General features: G+C 30.7%; 32 protein-coding genes and 1 other RNA gene. 5 read left to right on the top strand and 28 right to left on the bottom strand.

Annotated features, from left to right (window positions below):
- The 16 genes from CLPU_RS03660 to CLPU_RS03720 all read right to left on the bottom strand — a co-directional run bounded on the left by CLPU_RS03660 (position 1) and on the right by CLPU_RS03720 (position 11,871).
- Complete coding sequence (locus tag CLPU_RS03660) at positions 1-2,787, bottom strand: phage tail tape measure protein (protein WP_050354300.1); 2,787 nt, start codon at positions 2,785-2,787, stop codon at positions 1-3.
- A gap of 1 nt (position 2,788) precedes the next feature.
- Entirely contained in the window at positions 2,789-2,941 is a 153-nt protein-coding gene (locus CLPU_RS17155; protein WP_157857698.1) for a hypothetical protein, read from the bottom strand.
- Between the two features lie 152 nt (positions 2,942-3,093).
- Positions 3,094-3,552: a hypothetical protein gene (locus CLPU_RS03665; protein WP_050354301.1), complete on the bottom strand. Its 459-nt coding sequence runs from the start codon at positions 3,550-3,552 to the stop codon at positions 3,094-3,096.
- A gap of 14 nt (positions 3,553-3,566) precedes the next feature.
- Entirely contained in the window at positions 3,567-4,091 is a 525-nt protein-coding gene (locus CLPU_RS03670) for a phage tail tube protein (RefSeq protein ID WP_050354302.1), read from the bottom strand.
- A gap of 17 nt (positions 4,092-4,108) precedes the next feature.
- Positions 4,109-4,477, bottom strand: coding sequence for a hypothetical protein (locus CLPU_RS03675; protein WP_050354303.1), 369 nt, complete (start codon positions 4,475-4,477; stop codon positions 4,109-4,111).
- The gene (locus tag CLPU_RS03680; RefSeq protein WP_050354304.1) at positions 4,474-4,899 is read right to left on the bottom strand and encodes an HK97 gp10 family phage protein; all 426 of its coding nucleotides are present in this window, start codon (positions 4,897-4,899) and stop codon (positions 4,474-4,476) included. Before CLPU_RS03680 ends, CLPU_RS03675 begins: the two co-directional genes overlap by 4 nt.
- A complete protein-coding gene (locus CLPU_RS03685; RefSeq protein WP_050354305.1) occupies positions 4,889-5,194 on the bottom strand; it encodes a hypothetical protein in 306 nt (101 codons plus the stop codon). Before CLPU_RS03685 ends, CLPU_RS03680 begins: the two co-directional genes overlap by 11 nt.
- Positions 5,191-5,532: a phage head-tail connector protein gene (locus CLPU_RS03690; RefSeq protein ID WP_050354306.1), complete on the bottom strand. Its 342-nt coding sequence runs from the start codon at positions 5,530-5,532 to the stop codon at positions 5,191-5,193. The genes CLPU_RS03685 and CLPU_RS03690 overlap by 4 nt, the downstream gene beginning before the upstream one ends.
- Before the next feature lie 11 nt (positions 5,533-5,543).
- Positions 5,544-5,717 carry a hypothetical protein gene (locus CLPU_RS17160; protein WP_157857699.1) on the bottom strand — a complete coding sequence of 58 codons (174 nt, stop codon included), beginning with the start codon at positions 5,715-5,717 and terminating at the stop codon, positions 5,544-5,546.
- Between the two features lie 18 nt (positions 5,718-5,735).
- Positions 5,736-6,686 (bottom strand): SU10 major capsid protein, encoded by a 951-nt coding sequence (locus tag CLPU_RS03695; protein WP_050354307.1) that lies wholly within the window; start codon positions 6,684-6,686, stop codon positions 5,736-5,738.
- 20 nt (positions 6,687-6,706) lie between these two features.
- Entirely contained in the window at positions 6,707-7,351 is a 645-nt protein-coding gene (locus CLPU_RS03700; protein WP_200898474.1) for a capsid assembly scaffolding protein Gp46 family protein, read from the bottom strand.
- Positions 7,352-7,412: 61 nt separating this feature from the next.
- Positions 7,413-7,580, bottom strand: a complete 168-nt coding sequence (locus tag CLPU_RS17165; RefSeq protein ID WP_157857700.1) for a hypothetical protein — start codon at positions 7,578-7,580, stop codon at positions 7,413-7,415.
- Between the two features lie 59 nt (positions 7,581-7,639).
- Positions 7,640-8,635, bottom strand: a complete 996-nt coding sequence (locus CLPU_RS03705; protein WP_200898475.1) for a minor capsid protein — start codon at positions 8,633-8,635, stop codon at positions 7,640-7,642.
- Complete coding sequence (locus CLPU_RS03710; RefSeq protein ID WP_200898476.1) at positions 8,541-10,022, bottom strand: phage portal protein; 1,482 nt, start codon at positions 10,020-10,022, stop codon at positions 8,541-8,543. Before CLPU_RS03710 ends, CLPU_RS03705 begins: the two co-directional genes overlap by 95 nt.
- An 11-nt stretch (positions 10,023-10,033) precedes the next feature.
- On the bottom strand, positions 10,034-11,299 hold the full coding sequence (locus CLPU_RS03715; RefSeq protein WP_050354309.1) for a PBSX family phage terminase large subunit: 1,266 nt from the start codon (positions 11,297-11,299) through the stop codon (positions 10,034-10,036).
- On the bottom strand, positions 11,296-11,871 hold the full coding sequence (locus tag CLPU_RS03720; RefSeq protein WP_050354310.1) for an HGGxSTG domain-containing protein: 576 nt from the start codon (positions 11,869-11,871) through the stop codon (positions 11,296-11,298). The genes CLPU_RS03715 and CLPU_RS03720 overlap by 4 nt, the downstream gene beginning before the upstream one ends.
- A 183-nt stretch (positions 11,872-12,054) precedes the next feature.
- Here CLPU_RS03720 and CLPU_RS17495 point away from each other — a divergent pair, with 183 nt between their 5' ends.
- Positions 12,055-12,195 (top strand): hypothetical protein, encoded by a 141-nt coding sequence (locus tag CLPU_RS17495; RefSeq protein WP_164492050.1) that lies wholly within the window; start codon positions 12,055-12,057, stop codon positions 12,193-12,195.
- A 233-nt stretch (positions 12,196-12,428) separates the two neighbouring features.
- Complete coding sequence (locus CLPU_RS03725) at positions 12,429-12,635, top strand: helix-turn-helix domain-containing protein (protein WP_050354311.1); 207 nt, start codon at positions 12,429-12,431, stop codon at positions 12,633-12,635.
- A gap of 486 nt (positions 12,636-13,121) precedes the next feature.
- On the opposite strand, the gene CLPU_RS03730 is transcribed toward CLPU_RS03725, so the two are convergent.
- The 10 genes from CLPU_RS03730 to CLPU_RS03775 all read right to left on the bottom strand — a co-directional run bounded on the left by CLPU_RS03730 (position 13,122) and on the right by CLPU_RS03775 (position 19,113).
- Complete coding sequence (locus CLPU_RS03730; protein WP_050354312.1) at positions 13,122-13,517, bottom strand: hypothetical protein; 396 nt, start codon at positions 13,515-13,517, stop codon at positions 13,122-13,124.
- A 314-nt stretch (positions 13,518-13,831) separates the two neighbouring features.
- Positions 13,832-15,121: a replicative DNA helicase gene (locus tag CLPU_RS03735; protein ID WP_050354313.1), complete on the bottom strand. Its 1,290-nt coding sequence runs from the start codon at positions 15,119-15,121 to the stop codon at positions 13,832-13,834.
- Between the two features lie 2 nt (positions 15,122-15,123).
- Complete coding sequence (locus CLPU_RS03740; protein WP_050354314.1) at positions 15,124-15,864, bottom strand: phage replisome organizer N-terminal domain-containing protein; 741 nt, start codon at positions 15,862-15,864, stop codon at positions 15,124-15,126.
- 251 nt (positions 15,865-16,115) lie between these two features.
- Positions 16,116-16,829, bottom strand: a complete 714-nt coding sequence (locus CLPU_RS03745) for a hypothetical protein (protein WP_050354315.1) — start codon at positions 16,827-16,829, stop codon at positions 16,116-16,118.
- A complete protein-coding gene (locus CLPU_RS03750) occupies positions 16,829-17,071 on the bottom strand; it encodes a hypothetical protein (RefSeq protein ID WP_050354316.1) in 243 nt (80 codons plus the stop codon). The genes CLPU_RS03745 and CLPU_RS03750 overlap by 1 nt, the downstream gene beginning before the upstream one ends.
- The gene (locus CLPU_RS03755) at positions 17,049-17,351 is read right to left on the bottom strand and encodes a hypothetical protein (RefSeq protein WP_050354317.1); all 303 of its coding nucleotides are present in this window, start codon (positions 17,349-17,351) and stop codon (positions 17,049-17,051) included. Before CLPU_RS03755 ends, CLPU_RS03750 begins: the two co-directional genes overlap by 23 nt.
- A gap of 14 nt (positions 17,352-17,365) precedes the next feature.
- Positions 17,366-17,668 carry a hypothetical protein gene (locus CLPU_RS03760; protein WP_050354318.1) on the bottom strand — a complete coding sequence of 101 codons (303 nt, stop codon included), beginning with the start codon at positions 17,666-17,668 and terminating at the stop codon, positions 17,366-17,368.
- Positions 17,649-18,404 carry a phage antirepressor KilAC domain-containing protein gene (locus CLPU_RS03765; protein WP_050354319.1) on the bottom strand — a complete coding sequence of 252 codons (756 nt, stop codon included), beginning with the start codon at positions 18,402-18,404 and terminating at the stop codon, positions 17,649-17,651. The genes CLPU_RS03760 and CLPU_RS03765 overlap by 20 nt, the downstream gene beginning before the upstream one ends.
- 132 nt (positions 18,405-18,536) lie before the next feature.
- On the bottom strand, positions 18,537-18,851 hold the full coding sequence (locus CLPU_RS17610) for a helix-turn-helix domain-containing protein (RefSeq protein ID WP_200898477.1): 315 nt from the start codon (positions 18,849-18,851) through the stop codon (positions 18,537-18,539).
- Positions 18,852-18,924: 73 nt separating this feature from the next.
- Positions 18,925-19,113 (bottom strand): helix-turn-helix transcriptional regulator, encoded by a 189-nt coding sequence (locus CLPU_RS03775; protein WP_050354320.1) that lies wholly within the window; start codon positions 19,111-19,113, stop codon positions 18,925-18,927.
- A 211-nt stretch (positions 19,114-19,324) separates the two neighbouring features.
- Here CLPU_RS03775 and CLPU_RS03780 point away from each other — a divergent pair, with 211 nt between their 5' ends.
- Genes CLPU_RS03780 through CLPU_RS03790 form a run of 3 tightly spaced genes read left to right on the top strand, consistent with a single transcriptional unit; the run spans position 19,325 to position 21,687 of the window.
- Positions 19,325-19,918: a helix-turn-helix domain-containing protein gene (locus tag CLPU_RS03780; RefSeq protein WP_050354321.1), complete on the top strand. Its 594-nt coding sequence runs from the start codon at positions 19,325-19,327 to the stop codon at positions 19,916-19,918.
- A 24-nt stretch (positions 19,919-19,942) separates the two neighbouring features.
- Positions 19,943-20,488, top strand: coding sequence for an ImmA/IrrE family metallo-endopeptidase (locus CLPU_RS03785; protein WP_050354322.1), 546 nt, complete (start codon positions 19,943-19,945; stop codon positions 20,486-20,488).
- Positions 20,489-20,535: 47 nt separating this feature from the next.
- A complete protein-coding gene (locus CLPU_RS03790) occupies positions 20,536-21,687 on the top strand; it encodes a site-specific integrase (protein ID WP_050354323.1) in 1,152 nt (383 codons plus the stop codon).
- A gap of 65 nt (positions 21,688-21,752) precedes the next feature.
- Here the strand turns inward: CLPU_RS03790 and rnpB are convergent.
- Both rnpB and CLPU_RS03795 read right to left on the bottom strand, forming a co-directional pair.
- Positions 21,753-22,097, bottom strand: an RNA gene (gene rnpB / locus CLPU_RS04885) — RNase P RNA component class A.
- Positions 22,098-22,307: 210 nt separating this feature from the next.
- Positions 22,308-23,603: a deoxyguanosinetriphosphate triphosphohydrolase family protein gene (locus CLPU_RS03795; RefSeq protein WP_050354324.1), complete on the bottom strand. Its 1,296-nt coding sequence runs from the start codon at positions 23,601-23,603 to the stop codon at positions 22,308-22,310.
- Positions 23,604-23,625 lie beyond the last annotated feature (22 nt).

A 23,625-nucleotide genomic window follows, 5' to 3' on the forward strand; every position in this document is an offset into this window, starting at 1 on the left:
TTATATGTTTAAAGCAAGTCTTCTCTGCATTTGTTCAAACTTTTTCATATTTTCATACGTTGTATTTTCCTTAGGATTATGAATATGATACTCTATAGGTCTTGATGAAGATTTTTGTGTATTCTTAGCTAGTTGTTTACCATATGAATTCATCATGTATTTAGATAAACTATTAGGTATTATTTGAGTTCCCCTTGGTAGATTTATAAGTTCTGGACCTCTTTCGTGTACCCATGTAGCTCCACCAGTAAAAAACGGTGTACCATTAGCTCTTTCTTGTGGCCCAGTTCTTTTTCTATTAGCAGATGAACTTGATTTGCTAGGATTTGGTAAACTTCCATGTGATGGAACATTAGAAATACCTTCATATTTGGACAATTCGTCTGCTACTTCTCTACATGCCTTTTTTAATTTACTCCAAAAGCTTAATATTTGCCCCGTTTCTACATCTATTGTTTCTCTTAGACCTGAGTAAGCACTTGCCAGTCTGTCGATTCCTTCCTTTTTGGTCTGTTCTGCTTTATCTTTAACCTCTGTATACTGTCTGTTAGCTTCATCAATCATTTTTTGAGCTGTTTCTTCTCCTTCTTTCCCTAAAGTTTCTTTAATTTCACTGGCTATTCTTATTTTCTCATCTCTTTCTTTTTTAGCTACTTCTAAAGTTTTGTTTTTCTCTTCATTTATCTTTTTAACAGCATTTGAAAGCATTTCATCTGTAATTTTGCCTTTTGTACTTTTTAAGTTATTTAAAATTACTTCTTGCTCTGCTTTGTTTCTTGATAACATTTGAATAGCTTGACTTTCATAGTTAGATTGTAAATTCTGTAGTTCCTGGTATTGCTGTAATGTTATCTGTCCTTTGTTTCTTCTAACTTCTTGTAATATTTTTTCTATTCCTTTTTCATTCTCATTTACTCTTTTTATTTTTTCTGTATAATAGCTATTAAGAGATTCGAGTAAACTTTGTTGTTCCTCTGCTGTTATACTTTTCATGCCGACAAAGGCTTCTGTAGTCTTTTGTATCATGCCATTCTTTTGTTCTTCGTATTTTCCTATTATAGTATCTTTCATCTGCGTAAATTTGCCTGTTAAAGCTGTTATATTTTCATCTGTAGCTAGTTGTTGTGAAGCATACATGTCTGTTAGTAACTGACTAGCACCCATTGACAGCTCCATAAAAGCTCCTAGTTGTTTTTTTGTCTCTTCGGATATTGTAGTAGTTGTAACTTTTGTATACTCTGCTACCTGCCCATTGGCTAATTTAACACGTTCTGTTGTATGTTCTGTTTTATCTGCGAATAGGTCTAAAGCAGGATTCGTTTTTTCTGTTAAAGCTTTGTAGACTTGATGTCCTGCAATTCCTACTCCCGCAACTACAGGAACAAATGGTGCAACTGCTCCTACTGCTCCAAGAGCTGAAGAAGCTAATCCCCCTAATGCTCCACTTGCTATACTAGAACTTGCTCCAGTTGCTCCAAGTGCTTTAGCTGTATTACCTAATAGACTAGTTAATCCCTTTCCACCTGCTAGTTTTCCTGTTAAGCTTGTGACTGTACTTCCTACTTTTCCAATCGTCTTTATAACTGGTCCAGTTGCCATGGCTAATAATCCAAACTGAACTATAGAATCTTTAACTGGTTGTGGTAAGTTACTAAATCCATCAACTAGTTTTCCGATTCCATCTAATACCTTTTCTACAGATGGCATAAGGGATTCTCCAAGCTGTATAGCAACCTTCTTTAATTTTTCTAAAAATCTTGTCCAACTTGCTTTAGATGTATTGTCCATTTTATTAAAAGCGTCCGTCAAAGCGTCGGCGTCACCCTGCATGTCTTTAAAAGACTTTTTAAATACACTAGCTCCTTTTTCCGATGTTAAGGATAACGCCGCGATTTTTGCTTCACTTGAACTGAACATGTCTCCGAAACTTTTCCCTGTCTTATCTGAATGGTCTTTTAAGAGTTGCATAGCTTGTTGGACGTCTCCACCACTTTTAATAAAGTCAACAAAGGTTTTTTTACTTACTTTCTTAAATGTTGCTGATAGCTTTGTTCCACCCTTTGAAACTTCGTCTAATAAGGCTCTCATTCGTGTCATTGCTTCAGGAGTTTTAATACCTTGTGCTGTTAAAGCAGAAATTGAAGCTCCTACCTGTTCAAAACTAACACCTAAATTTGAAGCAATTGGAACAACTTGAGCTAAGGACTTCCCTAGTTCGTCAACTGTTGTTTTACCATAGTTTTGTGTCTTTATTAATATATTAGCTATCTTATTAGCTTTATCTGTCTCTAAGTTATAAGCATTTAATACAGAAGTAGTGGCGTCTACGGCTGTATCTAACTGAGTAAAGCCACCTTTAGCTAACTTAGCCATTTCACCCATAAATTTTGTTGCTGTTCCCATATCTCGTGTTGCAGGAATTCCAGCAGATAAAGCTTGATAAAAGGCTTCGTTAATCTCTGTATTAGCTATACCATATGTTTTAGACATATCTAGGACAGTCTTTTTATGCTTATTCATATCTACGTTTACATCACCAAATAGTGTTGACGTCTTGGCCAATCCTTCTTCAAAATCCATAAAGGACTTAACAGCTATACCACCTAGAGCCATTAAAGGAACAGTTATCTTTTTAGTAAGATTGTCCCCCATATCACTCATTTTTTTAAAAGAATTTTCTAATTTACTTTGAAATTTATCAACTTCCGTTGTGGCTTTGTCTATACCTGTCTTAACCCCTGCCGAATCAACTTCGGCTTTAGCTTTTACAACTAATTCATCTGACAAGTTACATCACCACCTTACCTCCAAATTGAGAGAATAACTGTTGTTTATCTTCTTTTGTTTTTGCTATAGCTTTGTTTTTACTTGTAAATCTTTCAAACGGGAACTTTTGAAATGGCTTCCCTTTCTTTCTGCTAAGATTGTAATGAGCATTCATAATTACAGTTCTTTGCTCTATTAATTCATTTTGCTTATTCTCAATGAAACGTAAAAAAAGCGTGAAATATTCACGCTCTGTAAGATTCCAAAATTCACTTGGACTTAATTTTAAGTCTATAACTGCAATAGCAAAATCACGCTCATTACTATCTACTTTTTTTCTTCTACCTCCAGTATCTCTGGTGGTTCATTTTCATTCATATACCTAGTTAGCTCTTTATATTTCTTATATTGTTCATCTGTCATTAATGCTCCAGTTAAAGCACTATGGACTGCAAAGGCTAAAGCGTCATATCCTGCATATTTAACAGCATAATCAATAAAATTACATGCTTCTTCTTCTGTAAAGTTTTGCCCCCCGCCGTTTAATAACGCCCATAATACTGCTCCGAATTTGTATTCATTACCTATACTGCCTGTTGTACACATGTCAGCATAGTATCTTATTATATCTATTCCATAGCTTTGTTCTAGCTTTATTTTCCAGTATCTTGGTAATCTTAATTTATATACTTCTTTCTTTTTTCTTTCTTGTTTTAACTTTTTATCATAAAACTTTTTTTCAATTACAAGTTCTTCATAAGGTACAAAAGTTCCAAATCTACTCATATTCTAACCCCTTTCTATTCTCCTGTTGGTGGTGTTGGTACATAATCTCTTTCTACAAGCTCACCTGTTCCCTGTAAAGTAAGTGAATAACTTGCCAAGTCTTCCTGTGGTGCTTCTTCGGACATATCTACTACATAGGCAATTCCTATTTTTTCTTTCATTCTTCCTAAATCCAATTCTGATACGATTACAGGCTCACCGTCTTGATATGCCTTATCTAATATACTAAAAGCTGTATCGCTAGAAGGTAATGCCCCCTCTGTTTCGATAGACCATTCTTTTTGTCCTTGTATATATTCTTTGTAGTCATTGTATTCCTTAGGTTTGTAGTCAGTAACTCCTAGCTTAGTCATAATTTCCTTCATGTTCAAGATTCCACCTGTTTTAGTAGAAACATCTATCGTATCTGCTGTCTTATTAACTGTAGAACTTCTTTGTCCACCTATAGCCAAAATTTCAGCTGTATTTAAGTCAGCTATTCTAACGATTTTCTTAACTCCCAGATAAGAAGCTACTTGTACTTTCATTTGTTCTGCCATAAAAAACACTCCTTTTTTTAGTTAATTTGTGTAAGTTTAAAGTTATATCCAAGCCTTAAAGTCCTGTAGTTTTCTTCTTCTTGTACTCCACTATTACTGTTTCTAGATATTTCACAGGTAAAGTCTTGTACTGTTAATCCTTCTTCTAAGGCTTCTGTTATTTTTTCAGCTATTTCATATAGTCTAATATTTGTATTTGAATCATCTACAATCGTAAAAAACACTAAGACTTCATCACCTTTAAAAGTCTTAGTATCATTATTAAAAATACCTGGTATATCTATATTTACAAATGGGAAATTTTTATCTGATAGCTTTATTCCATATTTTTTTAAAAGACTATTTAATGCTACATGCAAAGGTCTTAAAGATAACTTTCTTATCATTTTCTTATCAACGCCCTTCTTAAATCTCTTTTAAAGCCTTTCACATGCTCTGTATAAGCGTCGGTCATGTAATAACGACCTTTTACCCATTTAGTAGCTTTTACACGCTTATATGTGCCACTACGCTTGTCGAAAAATAATTGACCTTTTTTTACTAAATGACCAAACTCCTTAAAAGGTGAATGTTTAGCTCCTGCAACAACTTCACCTTTAACATAACCTATTTGCCTTATCAAAGGTCTTTTCTTTATTTCTCTTCTCATTTCTCCAGTGTCAACTTGAGCGTTTGACTTTGCACTATCTCGTACATTTGTAGTAAAGGTATCTACAGATTTTACAATTTTTTCTTCTGTTTCTTTTTCCCACGCTTTTAAAGCTCTTTTAAATTTGTCAGCACCTGTTACTTTAAATTTAACTTTCACTTTCTATCAGCTCACAATAAAAAAGAATGACCTTTTTATAGTCATTCTTTCTAGTGATTTTATAAAGTTTTTTATCAAATTCTATTTCTCTAGAGTCAACCACTTCTCTATTTTTACATAGAACTTTAGTCATTGTATTTATTTTATTTAATCCAAAAAGCTGTATTTCTTCATGCGTAAAGGGTGTTGTTAGTACATCAAAGTTTCCTATAGGTTTAGGCTTTGGAACAGGGTCACCTAATTCATTTTCTATATATTCATATTTAAAAAACGTAGCTTTTCCATCATATCTCAATAGAAAATCACCCCTCCTGTTCCTGCTCCTGTGGCGTTTTCGTCTATATCTTTTAAACCTACTTTAAAACTTTCTAATTGTTCCTGGTATGGTTCTAGTAAATCATTTATAAAGTCATTTGTTATAACGTCTATTCTTTCACTTTCTAGTCCTTCTGAACCTAATCTGTTATACATTGCTATTACTGTTTCTACTGCGATAGACTCTAATATTCGTGGAAATACAGTTACACCGACACGTAACATAATGCTGTCACATGCCGATGTGATAAGTTCATTTAATAGAGTATCTTTTGTAGTATCTGTAATATTTAGTCTTATTTTTATTCTCTCTATCATATTTTCACTTCCTATAGTTTGCTTACGTCTTGAAATCCACTAAAATTTAATAGGTAGTCATATATGTTTTTATCATCTGTTTCTATAATTTTATTTTCATCCGACCATAATCCGTGTAATTCATTTAACGCAACGTACATTCTTGGATTTGGTGTTAATACTCTATACTTCTTTTTACTTGCCATAGTTAATTACCTCCTTTATTATGCCTGTAGCGTTTGTGGTGTTGTTGCAACTGGTTCAACATAACCTTTTATTCCTGTTATAACACTACCTGCATATGTGTTATTAAATTGTAAAGAGTATTCCCCTATAATCATGTATTTACTGCTATCTCCGTTCTTTGCAAGTTGTTCAGCTTTCATAGCTCTAAGTGGTCTTAGTTTACAATTTTGTAAATCATAGATGATTATAGTTTCAGCAGGGATATGTCTATTTAGTATTATGTTTCCACTTCCATAATCTGTGTGCACTCTATCTGCTGTTATTCCTATAATGTTCCCTCCTCCCTGTAACACTGGAATACTCACTCCTTTATCAACTTTAAGTAGTGTATTTAGATATTCTTTTACAGTAGCACCACACATTATAATCTTGTCGCCACCTGCTCCCTTTTCCCATGGTAGCCTAAAAGCTTTTATTAAATCATCTGCCGAGATTCTACCTTCTGCATTTGCTACAGAAAACTTATTAGCAGAATTTATTAAGTTTATAATACCGTTCATCTGTCTAGGTGTTTCCCCTGCTTCGTCTGCTTTAGTTCCTTGTATTGCGTACCATTCTAAGTCAATTTTATTTTCTATCATTCTATCGTTAATGGACTGAGCTAACTCTCCACCTGCAACCCCTTTAACTTGTATAGCGTCTAAAGACCCCGATACTTCGGCAGTTCTTTCAAAAATTTGTTGGTTGTTTTCTATTTCTCTTCTTACTGTTTTACCTATGTTTGTAGCGTCAGCACCCTCTAGTTTAGGACCTTTTCTATTAGCGTCTAGTGTTGCCTCTCTCCATGTAATTTTAGTAGAATTAGCATTTTCAACTAATCCATTTTGTAAAAGTAGTGTTATAAATGGCGTGTCCATTGGTGAAGCATAAGCAATCGCCTGAGATAAATCTATATTTTCTAATCTAGTTAAATCCATTGTTTTTTTCATAAAAAAATCACTCCTTTAAGTTATTTTCCTAATTGTTGTTTTATAATGTCTAAGCTGTTGTAATTACTTGTTGTATTATTTTCTAGAGATATATTTTGTTGTGGCTTATTATAATTTTGCTTAAACCTTTCATTTACTGATGTTTGGACTCTTTCTTCTACTATTTTTTCAACATATTCATTGAATTTGTTTACTTTTTCTAATGTGTTTTCTAAAGATGTAGAATCAATGCAAAAATCTAGTGCAAAATCTACCTCAATCCCTAACTTATCAGCCTGTTTAGCTATCTCTGTTTCTATTGTTTTCCTTGTATTTTCTTGCTTCATCTTTTCTATTTCTTGCTTCATTTCTTCAAGTTGTAGCTGTTCTGGTGTCTTACTAGAACGTTTATTTATTTCTTCCTGGATTAACTTAGGCATTTTATTTTGTTTAAAACTTTCAACACCTTTCGATACCGCACTATCAATTCTAGACTGCAATATCTTTTGAGCTTCTACATTGCTTTCTAAAAAGTTATTAAAATCATCTAATGTAAATGTATCATTAGTGTCATTTGAACTCTGAGTGCCACCATTAAGTGCGTCTCCTGCCCCTCCTGTTGGCTCTCCATCTGCGAATAGTTGTAAATTTATTTTAAAACCTTCTTTTTTATAATCTTTTTTCATAATAAAAACCTCCTTTTTGTCCCATTAAGTACATGCCCTAATAGTCCAAATTTTTGAATTGTTAATATACTTTTATTAAAAAGAAAAGGATAGGAATGTATAGTAAAGCCATTACTAAGCCTAATACTTTTTGTGTTTTGCTCTTGCATTCTAAAGAAGTAGCTGTAAAGCATACTATCGTTAATAAAACAATAGCTATAGAATGCAGATTAATTATTTTATCAAGCAATTTAATTCCTCCTTTTAGGTATAAAAAATAGACCTTTTAATGTCATATCCAGGACAAATTTAAGAAGCTCTTATATATTTGTTGTACCAGTCGTCATATTTCATAAATTCTATTCTTTCATATCCTCTGCCTATGTTCATAGCTCTATACTTAGGCTTAGACATAGCACTTATTGTCGTACTTCTACAGTATGGGTGTACAGGTGGATAGTTTACTCCCTCAACTGCTTCAATTATTTTAAATACTTTGCCATCAAGTCCCCTACATTTTTTACTAGTCCTAGTATCCAATGTAGCTAAGAATTTATATTCTTGGATTCCATCTTCTTTATAAGCGTTTAAATTAGCTTGTTCAACTACAAAGGCACTTTCAGTCCTCACTAATCTCTCAGCTTCATGCCATTTAGTATTGAATAGCTCTTTTAGTCTCTTAGTCATCTTATCAAGAGATGTACCACTTGCTAACATTTGTCCAAATTCATTTTTTAATATATCTGATAGTGTACTAGTAGCTTTCCAAATCCTTTCACTAAAATTCTTTCCAGCTACCCAACGTTTATTTAGGATCATGTCTAAAATGGTCTTATCTACTGTATTATATTTTCTTGTAATTTCATAGTACATAGCATTATTATATAGAGATTTATAATAACTATCTTTGTAGGTTGTAGCTAAACGATTATATAGTATTTCCTCTTCTATAGCTCCCATCTCATACAATTGTAGAAGCATATCAGCATGTAACCCCTCTAACCTTTGTAACTTATAGTAGCTATATCTAACCTCTGTAAAACGTGCTAGTTCAGGTCTTTCTTGTATTAACTGCTCTGTCTTTTGATATAGTTTTGCTCTTTCTTCAACTGTCATAGCCTTTAAAAGTTCCTGGTAGTCTATTACGTTATCAGCTCCATAATTAGCATAATATTGAGCTATAGACTTTTCTAAATCATCAAGCTTTCTGTTATATAACTTCTTGATTTCTTGTAGTGTCTTGTTTTCGTTTTTTATTGCTACTGTTAAAAGTTCCTTCTTGCGATTTATCCAGTAGTTTTGCATTTTCTTCACCTTCTAGACCTTCATATGAATTAAATAAATTAGCTGTTTCTTTTCTTTCTTCTTCAAGCAATTGTAACTCATGGTCTACGTCGTCTACAATCGGTAATTGAGCTATAGTCGACCTCCTTGATAGTAAACCATGTAATTTAGTTAATGTATCAGCTAAATAGCCTAAATCAACTGGAAGTGTTCTAGTAAAGTCTACATAAATATCTTTAGATTCTATGTTAGTCATGTTTTCTTTTATATGCATATACGCCACTATAGATTTAAACATAGAATTTAAGCCTTTTTTGAAAAACTCTTGTGTAATATTTGCTTTAAATTCTAAAGCTATTATTTTCCACTTTCTAGCTTCTCCTGACTCATTACCTCCTGCAAAGGCAGGGTCGTTTACATCAACGATTTTACTAAATTTATATATATTTCTTTCTAGTGTTTCAACTATATATTTAAAAAAGTCGACTGGTATATCTTTAGTTAAAAATTTAGCTTCTCCCTTTTCATCAGGAATATTGAATATACCAGTTTGTTTAGTAAATATATCTTTGGCTGTTGCGTCTCCTAGGTCTGTACCAGTTACAAGGAGATACGCAAGTCTAAATTGCTCAATTTCGTTTTGTGCGTCAGAAATTATTCTGTCGTATGCGTCGATTAAATCCTCTACAGTTTCAAAATCTGCGTGGTACTCTAAATTGTTTATAAATTGAAAAACTGGAATTATATTAATTAAGTTAGACTTTGTATCAACTAACTTAAAAGCATTAATATACTCCAGTCTTTCGGCATAATGATGATATATTTTTATATGTTCTTTTGTATAAAGGGTTAACACTTGTGTATACCCCTTATCTGTGTAATCCTCATCTAGTATTATTCCTGCCTCACTATCTCCTAATATATAAGCATTCCAGGACTCAATATTTTTTAACTTTGGCTTTGTACCGTCTTCTTCTGTTTCTATGTCTAATAACCTGTAGGAAACGCCACAAGCACCTTGTTGTATTCCACTTTCTATGTCTAGTAAAAACATATCTTGACTATCTATAAAATCTTTAAAATATTGTCTTTCTTTTTCTTCTACATCTGTAGCAACTTGATACGCTATAGGGTTAGCGAACAAATAACCAACTTTTTGGTCTACAATGTAATTATAAAAACTGTTATGAATTTTATTATGAACTTTTAACAGTTTACTCTCTGGCTTAGGTCTATCATTTATTAGATTATGCTCAATTGTATATTGCTTATATTTCCTTAGTCTTTCATTCCTAATAGGGATAAAATCTGTAATAAATTCATTAGGGTCAAAATCATTGTTTCTTATTTTATATAAATGTTTCTTTTCTTTCATTTTATCTAGCTTTAACGTACTTTCAAACTTCAATTTGTCACCTCCTATATGTCAATAACTTTTGCTTGTCCTCTACATACTATAGTATGCACAAAGTACCTAACAGCGTCTAAGGCATGGTCGTTTTTCTTTATTGGTTTATCTTCTCCACGTTCTAAAGCTTTTTCATCCCAAACATAAGAGAAAAATTCCTTAAATGTATTTATACAACAATCGTTGAATAGTATTTTCTCTTCATTTAGGCATGTTGCAACGTTTCTGATACCATCTAATACATCATTCTTAGCATTTATAACTCTATACTTATCTTCTTTTCTAATTAATGTTATAAAAGAAGACGCCGAAGGGTCTATTATTATACCTCTAACCTTTATATTCCCTATAAAGTCATCTAAATCTTTATAATACTCATTATCTGTTTTCTGCTTTTCTTTTTCTCTACCACTATAGTAATATTCTTTAACTGCATACCATTTGTTTTTATATTTTCCCCATAGTATAAAAGCTGTAGCATTTTGTGTTCCATAATCTATAGATACATAATGTTGTACATACGCTCTATTTTCCGTTTTACGACTATGTTTATCCTTATTGAACATGTCATATATTAAACCTTCTGCCATAACCCACAAGCCTAAAATATAACGTTTAAAGAATACACCACTAAACATACGCTTGTATCTTTCTTTAGTATCTTTTGCAAGACTTAGATTATCGTCCATAGTAAAATGAAGATAATATATTTTTTTCTTTTCTTTTTTATCTATATATTCTGTTTTAAACCAGTGATAAGGACTCTTTGGGTTACAGTTTACAAATACTTTTGAACCTTTAACAGAACAACGCCCAAGCATTTGTTCAACAAAATTTTGAGGAAATAAAGCCACTTCATCGGCTAAAGCTCCAGCACTAGTTAAACCTTGCAGGGTGTCCTGACTAGCTTCGTTATTAGCACCAAATAGATAATATATGTTATCTCCGATAATAATATAGTTTTCTGACCTATTATGTGTAAACTTCCAACCCCAAGCTGTTAGAATTTTTTTCATAGGCTCTAAAACATTTCTTTTAAGTGAACCTATTGACTTTCCAGCAATTATAAAGCTTTCGTTGTTAAAGTTTTTCTGACTCCATTTTAAGAAGCTACAAATACAAGCTATAGTCTTCCCACTTCGGATTGCCCCATCTGCTATAACAATGTCACAATCTTTGTAAGGTGAACCATCTTCCCACCAGTTTAATAATCTTTTTTGTTTAAGGGAAAAGGGCTTAAATTTAAAAGGTTTAACTTTCTTTTTAAATAATCTCAATTTTCTTCTTCCTTAAACAAGTTCTCTATTTCTTCACTTGTCATTGTAGTAGCTTGTATAAAGTTTTCTATAGCTTCTGTGTTATCATCTGTATTCAAGTCTATTTCTAGCTTATGTTTTAATTCAATAAGCTTCGTTTTTTGAGCTTGTACCCTTGTTAATGCTTCTTCTATATCATGTATCTTATCTAGTGCTGTGGTCATTTCTACTAAATTTGTTTCTTTATTATTTATAATTCCAGCTTGTCTACTTGCAACAATACAATCTTTATTTTTAAGCTCTTGTATTCTCTTTAACATTCTTCTTTCTCTTATAGTAAACAGCCTCAATTCTTCATCTATTTGTTTAATTTTATCTAAGTTAATTCTATCTATTAACTCTATTTCTTCACTGTCTAGTGTATCAAGCCATATTGTTTCATGCTCTCCCGTCTTGACAGCATTTTTATTTTTCTTAAGCTTTTCTTTGTCTTTTGCTCCTGTAGATTTTCCACCATGCATACGACATCTTCCATTTGCCATAGCTCTATTCTTACAGGGTTGTCCAGTTCTTGTTTTAGCTCCACAGTACATGTTGTTTCACCTCTAATTTATTCACCTCTTTTTTAAATAATAAAAACTACTGTAAAATTTATAACAGTAGTTTTTATTATTTCATAATTAGATTATTTTAGAAAATATGATAAATAATTCTATATTTTACTTGATGTTTTCACTATAACGTGATATAATATAATTATAGAAAGGAGGTGCAAAGTGGAACGTATAGTAGAAAAAACAATAGCTTTAGCAGTATCACTCTTAACATTGCATAAACTCTGGCTGTCCAACCAAAAAGCAAAGTTAGAAAATGAAAAGCTAAAGCTAGAAATCAGAAGGATAAGGAGAGGGAATTAACTCTCTCCCCTATTCCTACTATATAGTATACCACATTATTATGAAAAAAACCTTCAATTTATTAAACTGTCTACCATGGTTAATACTATTATATTTCTTTGTAAAGTTAGACTTTAAACACCTATTATCGTTAGACTATATTATCTTTACTATATTAGGTATTTCTATATGTTTAAAAATTCGCCAACTACATCTATTTCATATAAAAAAGAAATTGGAGCGTGAATTTAAAAATGAACAAAACAAATCCTTTTGATGGTCTAATGAGCTTCAAAGAAGCTACTGACCTATGGGGTTTACACGAAAGTACACTGCGTAAAGCTGTATCATACGGTAAACTTCAAGAAAATATTGATGTAAAAAAATTTGGAAAACAGTGGATAATAACTATTGAGGCTATGGAACGTGAATACGGTCCTATGCCTAAAAAAAGGGACTAAGAGGGTTGATTATTAACCCTCTTTTTTTCTTTTCCCTTTACACACCTAGGCAATATACAAAATGCTTTATCTTCTAACCAATGCCCCCACATACATTTTTTACATTTGTGTTCTATTTTCAAAACGTATACTCACTCCTAAAACTTCTATTATAAATTAATACCTGTTTAGGGCATGGTCATTTTAACCACCCCCTCTATTAGTATTTTTTTAACTTAAAAAATCCAGTCTCAACTATGCCGAGTCTAGGTCTCTCCTTCTACAACTTGGTAGATGAGCTATAATTAAAAAAGCCACTCTATTCAAAGAGTGACTTTTTTAAAAAATATCAAGGAATTATAAGTCAACTGGGGTTAAGATAATGAACAAGATTGCTTTAATGTAATGCATTCTTTTCTCTTAAAGTACACGACATAAGATTTAGATAACGGAACTATTCAAAGGAGGACAAGGAATTTATTTATTCCTTAACCTAATAACATTGTATCACATTGTTTTTTGCATGTGTGTTGACTCTTTGTTGACTCTTTTACAAAATATCTTTCTGATATATTGTTCTGTATATCCTACTTCCTTGGCTATTTCGTTATGTGTCTTTCCTTCTATAAACCTTTTGTAAGCGATTTTATATTCTAATCCCTCTAATTTATTGATCTTGTCTAATATTTCTTTCTGACTCTGTTCCTTATCCTCTATGATTGCTCTTATTGACGCCATCTCATTAACTATTTTAGTGTGTCTATCTACATATCTATCTAAATCTATCTTATGTGTATGTTTTATTCTCTCTACTCCATATAATTCTCTTTCTAAGTTTTCCAGTCTAGTATTGTATATATCTATCTCACTGAGCAAATCCCTATATGAAGTTATTAGCTTCATAAAATCCCTCCTTAGACTATTGAATTATAAAAAATATTAATATGTTTGCATGGGGTTTGTTTTCTAAATACACCTTTTATTATTTTCTATGTCTATCTTATTAAGTTTTGATTTAAGATAGCTTATCTTTCTTTTTTTAATTAACTTATGAAAAGTGTTTTGTTGTCTCCATTTTGGCATTGAGTTATTTATACATATAATCGTGTAATCATCATCTTTAGGTTTATATCTAAATCCTCTTATTTTTTTTAAAGTTAGCTTTTATTAAAATGAATTTTTCACTTTTATATTTAAACATTTTAGATATCCTCCTTTTATCCTATAGATATAAATTTCATTAAACTAGGTACATATACCATTCCAAAAAATCCAACAGGACCGTTTCTTTGTTTTTCAAGTATTATATCTGTTAAAACGTTACCTCTTTTGTGTATTTCCTGTACCGTTTCCCTTGTATACGTTCCATTATTAATTAATTTTCCAATTTCATCTTTATTTAGTTTATGGATAAATATAATATTGTCACTATCTTGCTCTATTGCTCCTGACTCTCTCAAATCTGCCAGCGTTGGTCTGTTTCCTTCTGCATTTCTGTTTAATTGACTAAGCATTATAATTGGTATCTTAAATTCAAGAGTCATTAACTTTAAATCTCTAGTTATACTTGATACTTCTTGTTCTCTATTACTGTATTTACCTACTGATTTAAGAAGTTGCAAGTAGTCTATAATAACTAAATCAGGCTTATATTTTCTTATTTTAGTTCGTATATGCTCTGTATTCTTGCTTGTTTTATCTAAAATAAAGTTATCCCAACAAAATCTTTGAGCTACTGATATAGTTTTTTTCCACCCCTCTTCATTCAGATTACCTCGTCTTAAATCATTTCCATCTATTCTAGAATGTGACGCAATTATTCTCTGACATAATTGTATATCTGACATTTCTAAACTAGTAAACATCACTTTTCTTTTATTATTTGCTATGTTAAGTCCTACTTGCATTGCTATTGCAGTTTTACCTACTCCTGGTCTAGCTGCTATAGTTGTTAATTCCTCTTCATGTAGTCCTGATGTAGCTATATCAAGCTTTGATATTCCAGTATAATAGGATTTATCACCTTTATTTTCTGACCTTTTCTCTAAAACTGTTATAGTGTCTAACATAGCCTTCCTTAGTGTTGTAACTTCATCACTAGATATAGATTTTATTTTATCTATTTCCTGCATAGCATTATTTTTTATTGTCTCTACATCAACATTAGAGTCCTTAGTCATATCTATAATTAACTTTGCCTTTTCTTCTAATCTCCTTCTATTAGCTTTATCTTTAAGTAGCTTTATATTACTTTCTATGTATCTAGTAGTTGCTACTAAGTCAGTTAAGTCGGTTATATAGGTTATATCTAAGTTAGTCTTTTCATGTACTTCAAAATAATTTACTTCTTTATTCTGGGTTATTAGACTTTTAATAGAATTTAATACCTTTCTATTGCTTTCATCTATGAAATCATCTTCATCAAGATAGTGTATATATTCATGAGTTCCTTTATCTAATAAGAAACTTCCTAAAACTTCTCTTTCAATCCTTAAGACTTCAATCACATTTAAAACCTCCTGTCAGTTCCTCTCCAGTTATAGTCATAGTTTGCTTCATTATCTTGTTTATTTTCTTTTAGGCATTTTCCCCATTCAATATATTTTTTAAATGCAGTGTTAATTTGACTACGAGCATTTGATTTAGCTTTTAATGGTTCATCTAGTTTATATGCTGACCATTGCTTTATTGCTTCTAACATATCCAATTGCTCATATCGTTCTTTTAAAGTATGGTACATTTTCAAATCTTTTTCCCTATCAAAAGGATAATTGTCTATAGTATTTAAAACCTTTAAAAAATCTTCTTCATTTTGTGTAAGTATATATATATCATTCTTTTCATTCTTTACATTCTTGTTAGTTGTTAGTCGCTTGTTAGTTGCTTGTTGATTGCTTGTTAATTCTTCATCTTTACATTGGTATGACTCCCAATTTTCAATAGTTATAAGCCTATTTTTGTTTGTTGATTCGTTTGTTAAAAATCCGTACTTTTCAAATTTCTTTAAAGCTGTTCTAACATTCTGAATTGATACGCCTTTTCCTGCATTTATGGCTATTTTTTCAAGGCTAGTAACAAATTGTCCAGGCTTAGCTACATACTTTTCGCCCTTCCATTCCCATTCTTTTACTTTGTGATTCGCCATCATTAACAATGTTATTAGTATTGTTTTTTGTTCAGGAGTTGAGTCTATCCATATAGCTTTATCCATTAAGTGTCTATGAAGTTTTATCCAACCTTTATTACTCATTAACTCCACCTCGTGTTATAAAGAAGAGGAGAGGTTTCTCCCCTTCTGTTAAATAATATTGCTTGTCCAACTTGCATTATTATTCTTTATTTAATATAATTTATATAGGTTTATTTAGTATAATTTGTATAGTTTTTATTTTTACATGTCTAACTTTTAGTTGGCTTTTTCTTTTTGCTCTATAAAGTTAGGCATATCCTTTGCTTTTCCAACATAGTAAACTAATAATTTTTTCCCTGTTATAGTTTTCATTATTTACCTCCTTTAATAAGCTTAGGTCTTGGGTAATACTGTTCAAGTGTTTTGTTTCCGTTTTCATCTTCTTTTAAAGTATACATCGGCAATTGATTATCGAATAAATTTGAGAATTCATCATAGTATTGTTTTTCTCCAACCTGCTCTTTATATTTTGGTATCACATAATCAATTAAAAAACTTGTTGTTAAATCGAATAATGGCATTCCGTTTCTATTCCATTTGAACCCTTCGTTATATTTTGTACGCTCCGATTCAATACCATCATTAAGGTAGCTCATATAATTACTCATACCTTTATGTATTCCATAAAAATATTTATTAAAAAATGTTTTTACATCTCCTTCATTTAGTCCGGCTACTTGAATAAATTCTTTCATTGGTAAATCTACTTCATCATATAACTTACATATATGTTCTAACCTTGCATAAGTCATAGCTATTAAATCTGTATATCCTCCTAAATATGATCCTAATTTACGTTTATATTCTCTATGTTTTTTTAATAAACACGGTGTTATTCTTCTAATCCAAACTATTTGATTGTGACATTCTTGTATATCTTTTGTATCTTTAGGTACTGGCTTACTTAATAAGTTCCATATTAAAAGTTCTTCCAGTGGCATATCTTTAAAAATAGACCCTTCTTTTCTTTCAAGATAAAATATAATTTTATCTGATATTTTCTTTCTAAAATTTTCTTTTAACATCATATCTCCCCCTTAAATATCCTAAATGGAAATTCTAAGTAATCTCCTAATATTTCCTTAAACTGCTCTTTTAACTCTTTGACATTTCCTCCGTATAGCTCAGATACTATATCATTACCTTTATCATCATCAAAAGTTTTATAAGCTTCATTTACTATGTTTTCTATTGTTGTTTCTGCAAAATTATTTAAAAATTCTTCTATCTTAGTGTCTATATGATTATTTACATAAACTAGCTTCATGTGATTTCTCCTTATGAGTTTTATTTTTCTTAAGCCTGTTTGCTATAATTTCTAGTGTGTCTAGCTGTCCTAACTTATAACATTCTTCATATCCCAACCATTCTAGCTCTTTTGTAGCTTGTACAACATCTAATAGTAGTTGTATGTCTATGTTTGCTTTTTCTAATTCTTTAGAAAGGGCATTATACTTACTTGAATGGTTATCCAACCTTTCACCGAATCTTGGATTATGTGATATTGGTATTTCCCCTGAAATTACATTCTTAAAGTTATCTGTCATTTTATAACCACCCCTTAATTTATATACTTGTCCTTCTCTACAGTGAATACATGTTCACCTTCTCTAATCTCTCCACTTTCTTTCATTTCCTCTATACTTTCAACTACTTCCTTTGAACTCTTTCCTGTTATATCAGCTACATCTTGCACCGTAAAATATATTGACTTTCCTGTAAATTCAGCTAGCACATTTCTACACATACCATAAGCACCTTTTCCAAATTGCTTTAAAGCATCTTTGTACATCTCTTCAACTAGTTTTCTATATTCTTTACTTAACTCAAATTCTTTCATAAGCTTATTTACTGTATTTTTCATCTAACCACTCCTTAAACTTATTAATAAAGTAAACTTGTCCCTTACCAGTTACTTTAGGTGTTTTATTTACACTTATATGACCATCACTGTGGGTAATTGACGTTTCCTTTATTTCAAATAATTCTAAATCCATACTCTTTTGTGTTGGCATATTGTAATCTGTCCCTTTTCTTTTTATTAAGTAACCTTCATCTCTTAGCCATTTAAATAATCTATTCTGTCCTATATCTATACCGTTTTGTCTTAATAATTTTGCTAGTTCTCCTACTAAAATTGATGTCTTTGAGGCTTGTACTGCTTCTGCAAACAATACTTTAGGCTTATCCTCTTCTATTTTATTTTCAAGCTGAAAAACTGTGTCTTTATAATCTAAAATCTTTCTATCTGCCATTTGTAAAGCTCTTGCCATTATTGCCTCTGGGCTATTCCATTTCTTTTCTAACTCTATAAAATATTGTCTTGCTATCTTACCTTTTTCTGTTCTTTGTAACATTGCTAGTTCTTTAGCCATATCAATTGTTATTTCATAGTCTGTTACTTCATAATCTCTCCCATTAGCATGTCGACTTTTTAGTCGATATCCTCTGTAGTCAATATTTTCAACAAATCCATAGTCTGAATATCTAGAAAACCACTTCATAAATTCACTATGAGGTCTTTCTAAAAACTCCCATAAATTTCTTGCACTTATTGTTTGTCTGTCGTTTTTATAGTTGATTTTTATTATGTTTTCCATATAAGTCCTCCTTAAGCTATGTAAAATTTTACTGATATAGCTTTTGAATCGCTATTCAAGGTTTCCCTTTTTAAAAAGGAATACTCTATGCACAACATCAAGATATTAAAATCCTAGATAGTACTTGTATTTTTATCCAATATATTCAGATAAATCTTGACCCAAGTTATCTCTTAAAAACCTATCTAGTTCATAGTGAGGTATTTTATATCTTCCAAGCTTAAGAGCCTGTAACTTCCCTTCTCTTATTAAGCTGTAGATTGTATTAGGATTACTTTTTAATATCTTAGATACTTCCTCAACCGTATATAGAGATATATCTTCATTAGCTTTTTTAAGAGCGGAACTAATAGTATTCAATGAGTTAACTAATTTATTTAGTTCAATTTCAAGTCCTTGAGTAATAGCTTCTGATACTTTATTTTTTATTGCTTCCTCTATATTCAATTTTCTCACTCCTTCATAAACTTATGTCGTTTTCAATCTATATTTGTTGCAAAATTTTTTATTTTTATAAATCTTATTTAAAGAAAACTTCTGACACTGTTTTATCTAATGCCTTTGATATTTTTTCCATGGTTTCTTTTGATGGATTATTTCTTTTACCATTCTCTAGATTAGAAATGTATCCAGGTGTCAAACCTGTAATCTTAGAAATATCATATACAGATAAATTTAATCTAGCTCTTATACTTTTTATCTCATTCATTTTTTCACCCCCTTGTTTTCCACAGGATAATAGTATCATATTCCCCCAGATAACACTAACCCCTTATTATCTCATAGATAACGATTGTTGTAAATTATCATTATCTTACAAATAATTTCTTTAATTTTCTAGGTATTTCATTGACTTTTATTATCCAATAGAATATAATGTATTCTAACAGATAATATTTTTTTATTTAGGAGGTGATACTATGATAGGAGATAATATTAAGTTAATACGTCAGAGTAAAGGACTAGGTCTAAATGAAACTGCTCGTTTAGCTAATATAAGTGGTAGTTATTTAAGTAATATAGAAAAAGGAATTAAAGAAAATCCTTCCATGGATACTCTTCAAAAAATAGCAAATGCTTTAAATGTATCTGTAAATGATTTATTTGGTACTAAGGCTATACATGAAATTTTATATGATTTAAGAAAAGAGAAGAATATTAGTAAGGAACATATAGCTAACTTTCTTAATATTCCTTGTCAAGAATACGAAAAATATGAATCTGGGAAATTACATCCATCATATGAAACATTGAAATTGTTAGCTGAATTCTTTAATGTCTCATTAGACTATCTTCTAGGTAAAGCAAATACTCGCAATCTTTACGACAATATAAATGAACATGACCTTACTCAAGAGGAATTACAACTCCTTGAAAAGATAAAATCTGACCCAGAAATAAGCATTCTTTTTCATGACCTGAAGAATGCACCAAAGAAGAAAATTAAGCAACTTTTAAGTATTTGGGATGTCATTTCTCAGAAATTTGATGAAATGGACGAAGAAGATGAGTAAAAACGTTTAAAGGGGGAGGACTAGTTGACTCTAGAAGACTTAATATTTAAACAACACCCTAATCATTTAGAAGATAAAGCTAATCTCATTTTGATAGAAAATAATATAAATTATCCTTGGGAGATAAATTTAGAACAAATTATTTCAAAGTATAAGAATATAACTTTACTCTATGCTAATCAATGTAGTAAAACCATTATAAGAAAAAATAAATCCATTATAGTCATGGATAATAGACTACCTTTTAAGGAACATAGGCAAGAACTAGCAGAAGAATTTTGTCATGTACTCTTACACTGTGGAAATCAAGCAGAGTATATAAAAAGCATTCTACTAGATAAGCAGGAATCACAAGCCAAGAGAATGTCTGCTTATCTTCTATGCCCTATGTTTATGTTAAAGAAACTAAAATTTATAGATAATACATATTTAATGATAGAAGAATTAGCCGAACATTTTAACGTTACATATGAATTTATGGAATATAGATTAGCTCTAATATTTGGACAAGACTTAAGTTTAATAGTTCATCATAGACAACGCTTTTATGGATATATGCCAATAAAATAATTTTTTTTATATTTAATAAGAACGTATGTTTGAAAGGAGGTGATAACATGGAAGGTTCAGTAAGAAAAAAGGGAAATAGGTGGTACTACTCATTTGAAATTGATAGAGATGAAACTGGAAAGCGTAAGCGTATAGAACGAGCTGGGGGGAAAACCAAAAAAGAAGCCCTTGAAGCTTTAAGAAACGCCCTTAATAATTATGATAATGGATATGTAGAACCTAAAAAAATACTCTTAGATGATTACATTAATGATTGGTTAGAAAACTTTATTAAAGAAAACAGAAAAATAACAACTTACCAAAGATATAAAGAAATATATAAAAACAGCATAAAACCTTATATTGGCTACACTTCATTAAAAGATATAACAGCAATAAAGATAGAAAAATTATTACAAGGAGAAAAGAAAAAGGGACTTAGCAGTTCATCTTTACAGGGGATATATGGAGTCTTAAACTCATTATTCAATAGAGCTATTAAATTAAAAGTATTAAAAGATAATCCATGCAAGTATGTAGATAGACCTAAAAGAGAAAAATTTACTCCTAATACACTTACTATTGATGAATTTAAGAAGATTATTAATACTCTAGATAAAAGTAATAACTATAACGATTATGTAATGAGAATAGCATTGCAAGTAATATTGGAATTAGGTCTAAGACGTGGAGAACTTGCAGGACTTGAATGGAGCAATATAGATCATAACAATAACTGTATCAATATAACAAATAACCTAGTATATACTAATAATAACGTGGTAATGAGTACTCCAAAAACAGATGAGAGTATGAGAACATTGTATGTATCAAATAATATTATACAACTATTAAAAAAACATAAGCTATTACAAAATGAACTTAAATTAAAATATGGTCCTAATTATATAGAGAATACCTTTAACTCTAAGAAATATGATTTTATCTTTACATGGGAAAACGGTAAATATATCCATCCAAATTATTATACAGTACGATTTAAGAAAATATTAAAAGCTAATGACATTAATAAAAATATAAGGTTTCATGACTTAAGACATACTAATGCAACTTTATTGCTAGAGCAAGGAATTGACTTCAAGGTTATACAAACCCGTCTTGGACATAGTGATATAAATACAACCTTAAATATATATTCTCACGTTAATTTAGATATGCAGAAAAAAGCAACTGACAAATTAAGCAATTTAATGAAATAAAAAAAGCATGTCGGAAGAATGTCGGAAATTTGCCATTTCCATTCTCTACATGCTAGTATTTATAACAAGTGACTAAGCCTATAAGCCGAGTTCTGTATTAGACGATCATCTATCTAGACCCATTGTTGCCAATGGGTTCAAGCAACCTACCATACGGGAAGGTGACGGGCAGCCACCTCCAAATCTCCCTAACTTGGTCTTGCTCCAGATGGGGTTTACAGAGCCAACTAGTCGCCTAGTTGCTGGTGAGCTCTTACCTCACCTTTCCATCCTTACCTAAGTATAAACTTAGGCGGTTTATTTCTGTTGCACTATCCTTGGGGTTACCCCCACTGGGTGTTACCCAGCATCTTGCCCTATGGAGCTCGGACTTTCCTCATGCTTACGCATGCGATCATCTGACTTACTCACTATATTTACTTTTTTAAAATCAATCAGCTTAACTAATATAACATATACAAATAATCTATGTCAATTGTATTTTTTACCATTTATTCTTTAGTTATACATTTATATAGCTAAAATTATATTTATAATTTATCCAGCAATTATAATTTAAATATTAATAAATTAGATCAACTAATAATTTAAATTTTTTTGATAGCAATTTCCCTTAATCACTATCTTTTAAAGTATTTAATATCACTATTTGCTTTTCCAAAGAATTTTTCATAAGTAGATATAGCATAGTTATCCATCATACCAGATATATAGTCCACTATTAGCCTTCTTGTTTCTTCTTCACTACAGTCACTTTTAGGTCTAAATTCTACTGGAAGTAGTTTATATCCACGATTAAATATTTTATCAGTAAAAACTTCATAAAGACCAGATAACACCTTTTCTCCTGTATTTTCATACATTCTTATAATATCTGTTCTATTTATACACTTAGAAGTAATCTCCTTTAACCCCTTAGCAAGGTTACAGAGGTCTTTAAATCCTAGCTCTATTTCATTGTTTGTACCTGTTTTTTCTCTAAATTCTTTATCAACTACTACTAAGTCTATATCATTTATAAGTTCATTTACTATTATAGAAGTTAATTCTTTTTCAAATAAGAATGTATATTCTTCAGATGAATTATATAGATTACCTTTTTTAGCTCTATTTCTAGCTTTACTTACTATATTTTCAAATCTTTCATAACAATCTTTATATTCTGATATACTAAATTCGTATAAAAGTTCATCTATATTAAGTAATCTTAAACTCAATGTATCTTCTAAATCATGAGCTGCATATGCAATTTCATCAGCTAAATCAATTATTTGAACATCTAAAGTTCTAGGAAATATATCTATATCCTTACATTCTTTTAAGATAATATCATAGTTATCTTTATATATAAATTTTCCGTATTTCTCTGTATCAGTAGTAAAATATTTTATTATACCTAAAAGAGTTCTTAACGTTAAATTAAGTCCAGGTATATTTGGTTTTTTCTTTTCAAGATCCATAAGCACTCTTAAAGATTGTGCATTACCTTCAAATCCTCCAATATCTTTTACAAGTCCATTCAATATCTTTTCTCCATAATGTCCAAATGGAGGATTACCGATATCATGTGCCAATGAACAAGCTTCTACCACAACTATGTCATCTCTTTCATAATTTAATTTTGTAGCAATTTCTCTTGATATCTGAGACACTTCTAAGCTATGAGTCAACCTATTTCTATAGAATGTATCGTTCCTTACTGCTAACAATTGCATTTTTCCTTGAAGTCTTCTAAATGAAGATGAATATAAAACTCTAGCATAGTCTCTTTGATAGTCATTTCTTTCCCTATCTCTATCCCTTTCAAAATTAAGTCTTTTTGAAAGTATATCCTTCTTATTACTATTGTCACTCGCCTTTATCTTATATAAGAAATTCTTAGCATAGTTAACACATTCTATTCCATACGCTCCCATAAGCCCCTCCTGATTATTTTTA

It is taken from the genome of Gottschalkia purinilytica (assembly GCF_001190785.1).
GTDB lineage: Bacteria > Bacillota > Clostridia > Tissierellales > Gottschalkiaceae > Gottschalkia_A > Gottschalkia_A purinilytica.

Bases quoted from the DNA above. Each gene is read 5' to 3' on its own strand.
- CLPU_RS03780 (WP_050354321.1), top strand. From the start codon at position 19,325: ATGATAGGAGATAATATTAAGTTAATACGTCAGAGTAAAGGACTAGGT.
- CLPU_RS03745 (WP_050354315.1), bottom strand. From the start codon at position 16,829: ATGTTAAAAGAAAATTTTAGAAAGAAAATATCAGATAAAATTATATTT.
- CLPU_RS17155 (WP_157857698.1), bottom strand. From the start codon at position 2,941: ATGAATGCTCATTACAATCTTAGCAGAAAGAAAGGGAAGCCATTTCAA.
- CLPU_RS03700 (WP_200898474.1), bottom strand. From the start codon at position 7,351: ATGAAAAAAGATTATAAAAAAGAAGGTTTTAAAATAAATTTACAACTA.
- CLPU_RS03775 (WP_050354320.1), bottom strand. From the start codon at position 19,113: ATGAATGAGATAAAAAGTATAAGAGCTAGATTAAATTTATCTGTATAT.
- CLPU_RS03795 (WP_050354324.1), bottom strand. From the start codon at position 23,603: ATGGGAGCGTATGGAATAGAATGTGTTAACTATGCTAAGAATTTCTTA.
- CLPU_RS03705 (WP_200898475.1), bottom strand. From the start codon at position 8,635: ATGCAAAACTACTGGATAAATCGCAAGAAGGAACTTTTAACAGTAGCA.
- CLPU_RS17160 (WP_157857699.1), bottom strand. From the start codon at position 5,717: ATGGCAAGTAAAAAGAAGTATAGAGTATTAACACCAAATCCAAGAATG.
- CLPU_RS03665 (WP_050354301.1), bottom strand. From the start codon at position 3,552: ATGAGTAGATTTGGAACTTTTGTACCTTATGAAGAACTTGTAATTGAA.
- CLPU_RS03765 (WP_050354319.1), bottom strand. From the start codon at position 18,404: ATGGAAAACATAATAAAAATCAACTATAAAAACGACAGACAAACAATA.
- CLPU_RS03670 (WP_050354302.1), bottom strand. From the start codon at position 4,091: ATGGCAGAACAAATGAAAGTACAAGTAGCTTCTTATCTGGGAGTTAAG.
- CLPU_RS03695 (WP_050354307.1), bottom strand. From the start codon at position 6,686: ATGAAAAAAACAATGGATTTAACTAGATTAGAAAATATAGATTTATCT.
- CLPU_RS03730 (WP_050354312.1), bottom strand. From the start codon at position 13,517: ATGAAGCTAATAACTTCATATAGGGATTTGCTCAGTGAGATAGATATA.
- CLPU_RS03750 (WP_050354316.1), bottom strand. From the start codon at position 17,071: ATGAAGCTAGTTTATGTAAATAATCATATAGACACTAAGATAGAAGAA.
- CLPU_RS03755 (WP_050354317.1), bottom strand. From the start codon at position 17,351: ATGACAGATAACTTTAAGAATGTAATTTCAGGGGAAATACCAATATCA.
- CLPU_RS03725 (WP_050354311.1), top strand. From the start codon at position 12,429: ATGAACAAAACAAATCCTTTTGATGGTCTAATGAGCTTCAAAGAAGCT.
- CLPU_RS03720 (WP_050354310.1), bottom strand. From the start codon at position 11,871: ATGTACTGTGGAGCTAAAACAAGAACTGGACAACCCTGTAAGAATAGA.
- CLPU_RS03690 (WP_050354306.1), bottom strand. From the start codon at position 5,532: ATGATAGAGAGAATAAAAATAAGACTAAATATTACAGATACTACAAAA.
- CLPU_RS03790 (WP_050354323.1), top strand. From the start codon at position 20,536: ATGGAAGGTTCAGTAAGAAAAAAGGGAAATAGGTGGTACTACTCATTT.
- CLPU_RS03675 (WP_050354303.1), bottom strand. From the start codon at position 4,477: ATGATAAGAAAGTTATCTTTAAGACCTTTGCATGTAGCATTAAATAGT.
- CLPU_RS03760 (WP_050354318.1), bottom strand. From the start codon at position 17,668: ATGAAAAATACAGTAAATAAGCTTATGAAAGAATTTGAGTTAAGTAAA.
- CLPU_RS03740 (WP_050354314.1), bottom strand. From the start codon at position 15,864: ATGAGTAATAAAGGTTGGATAAAACTTCATAGACACTTAATGGATAAA.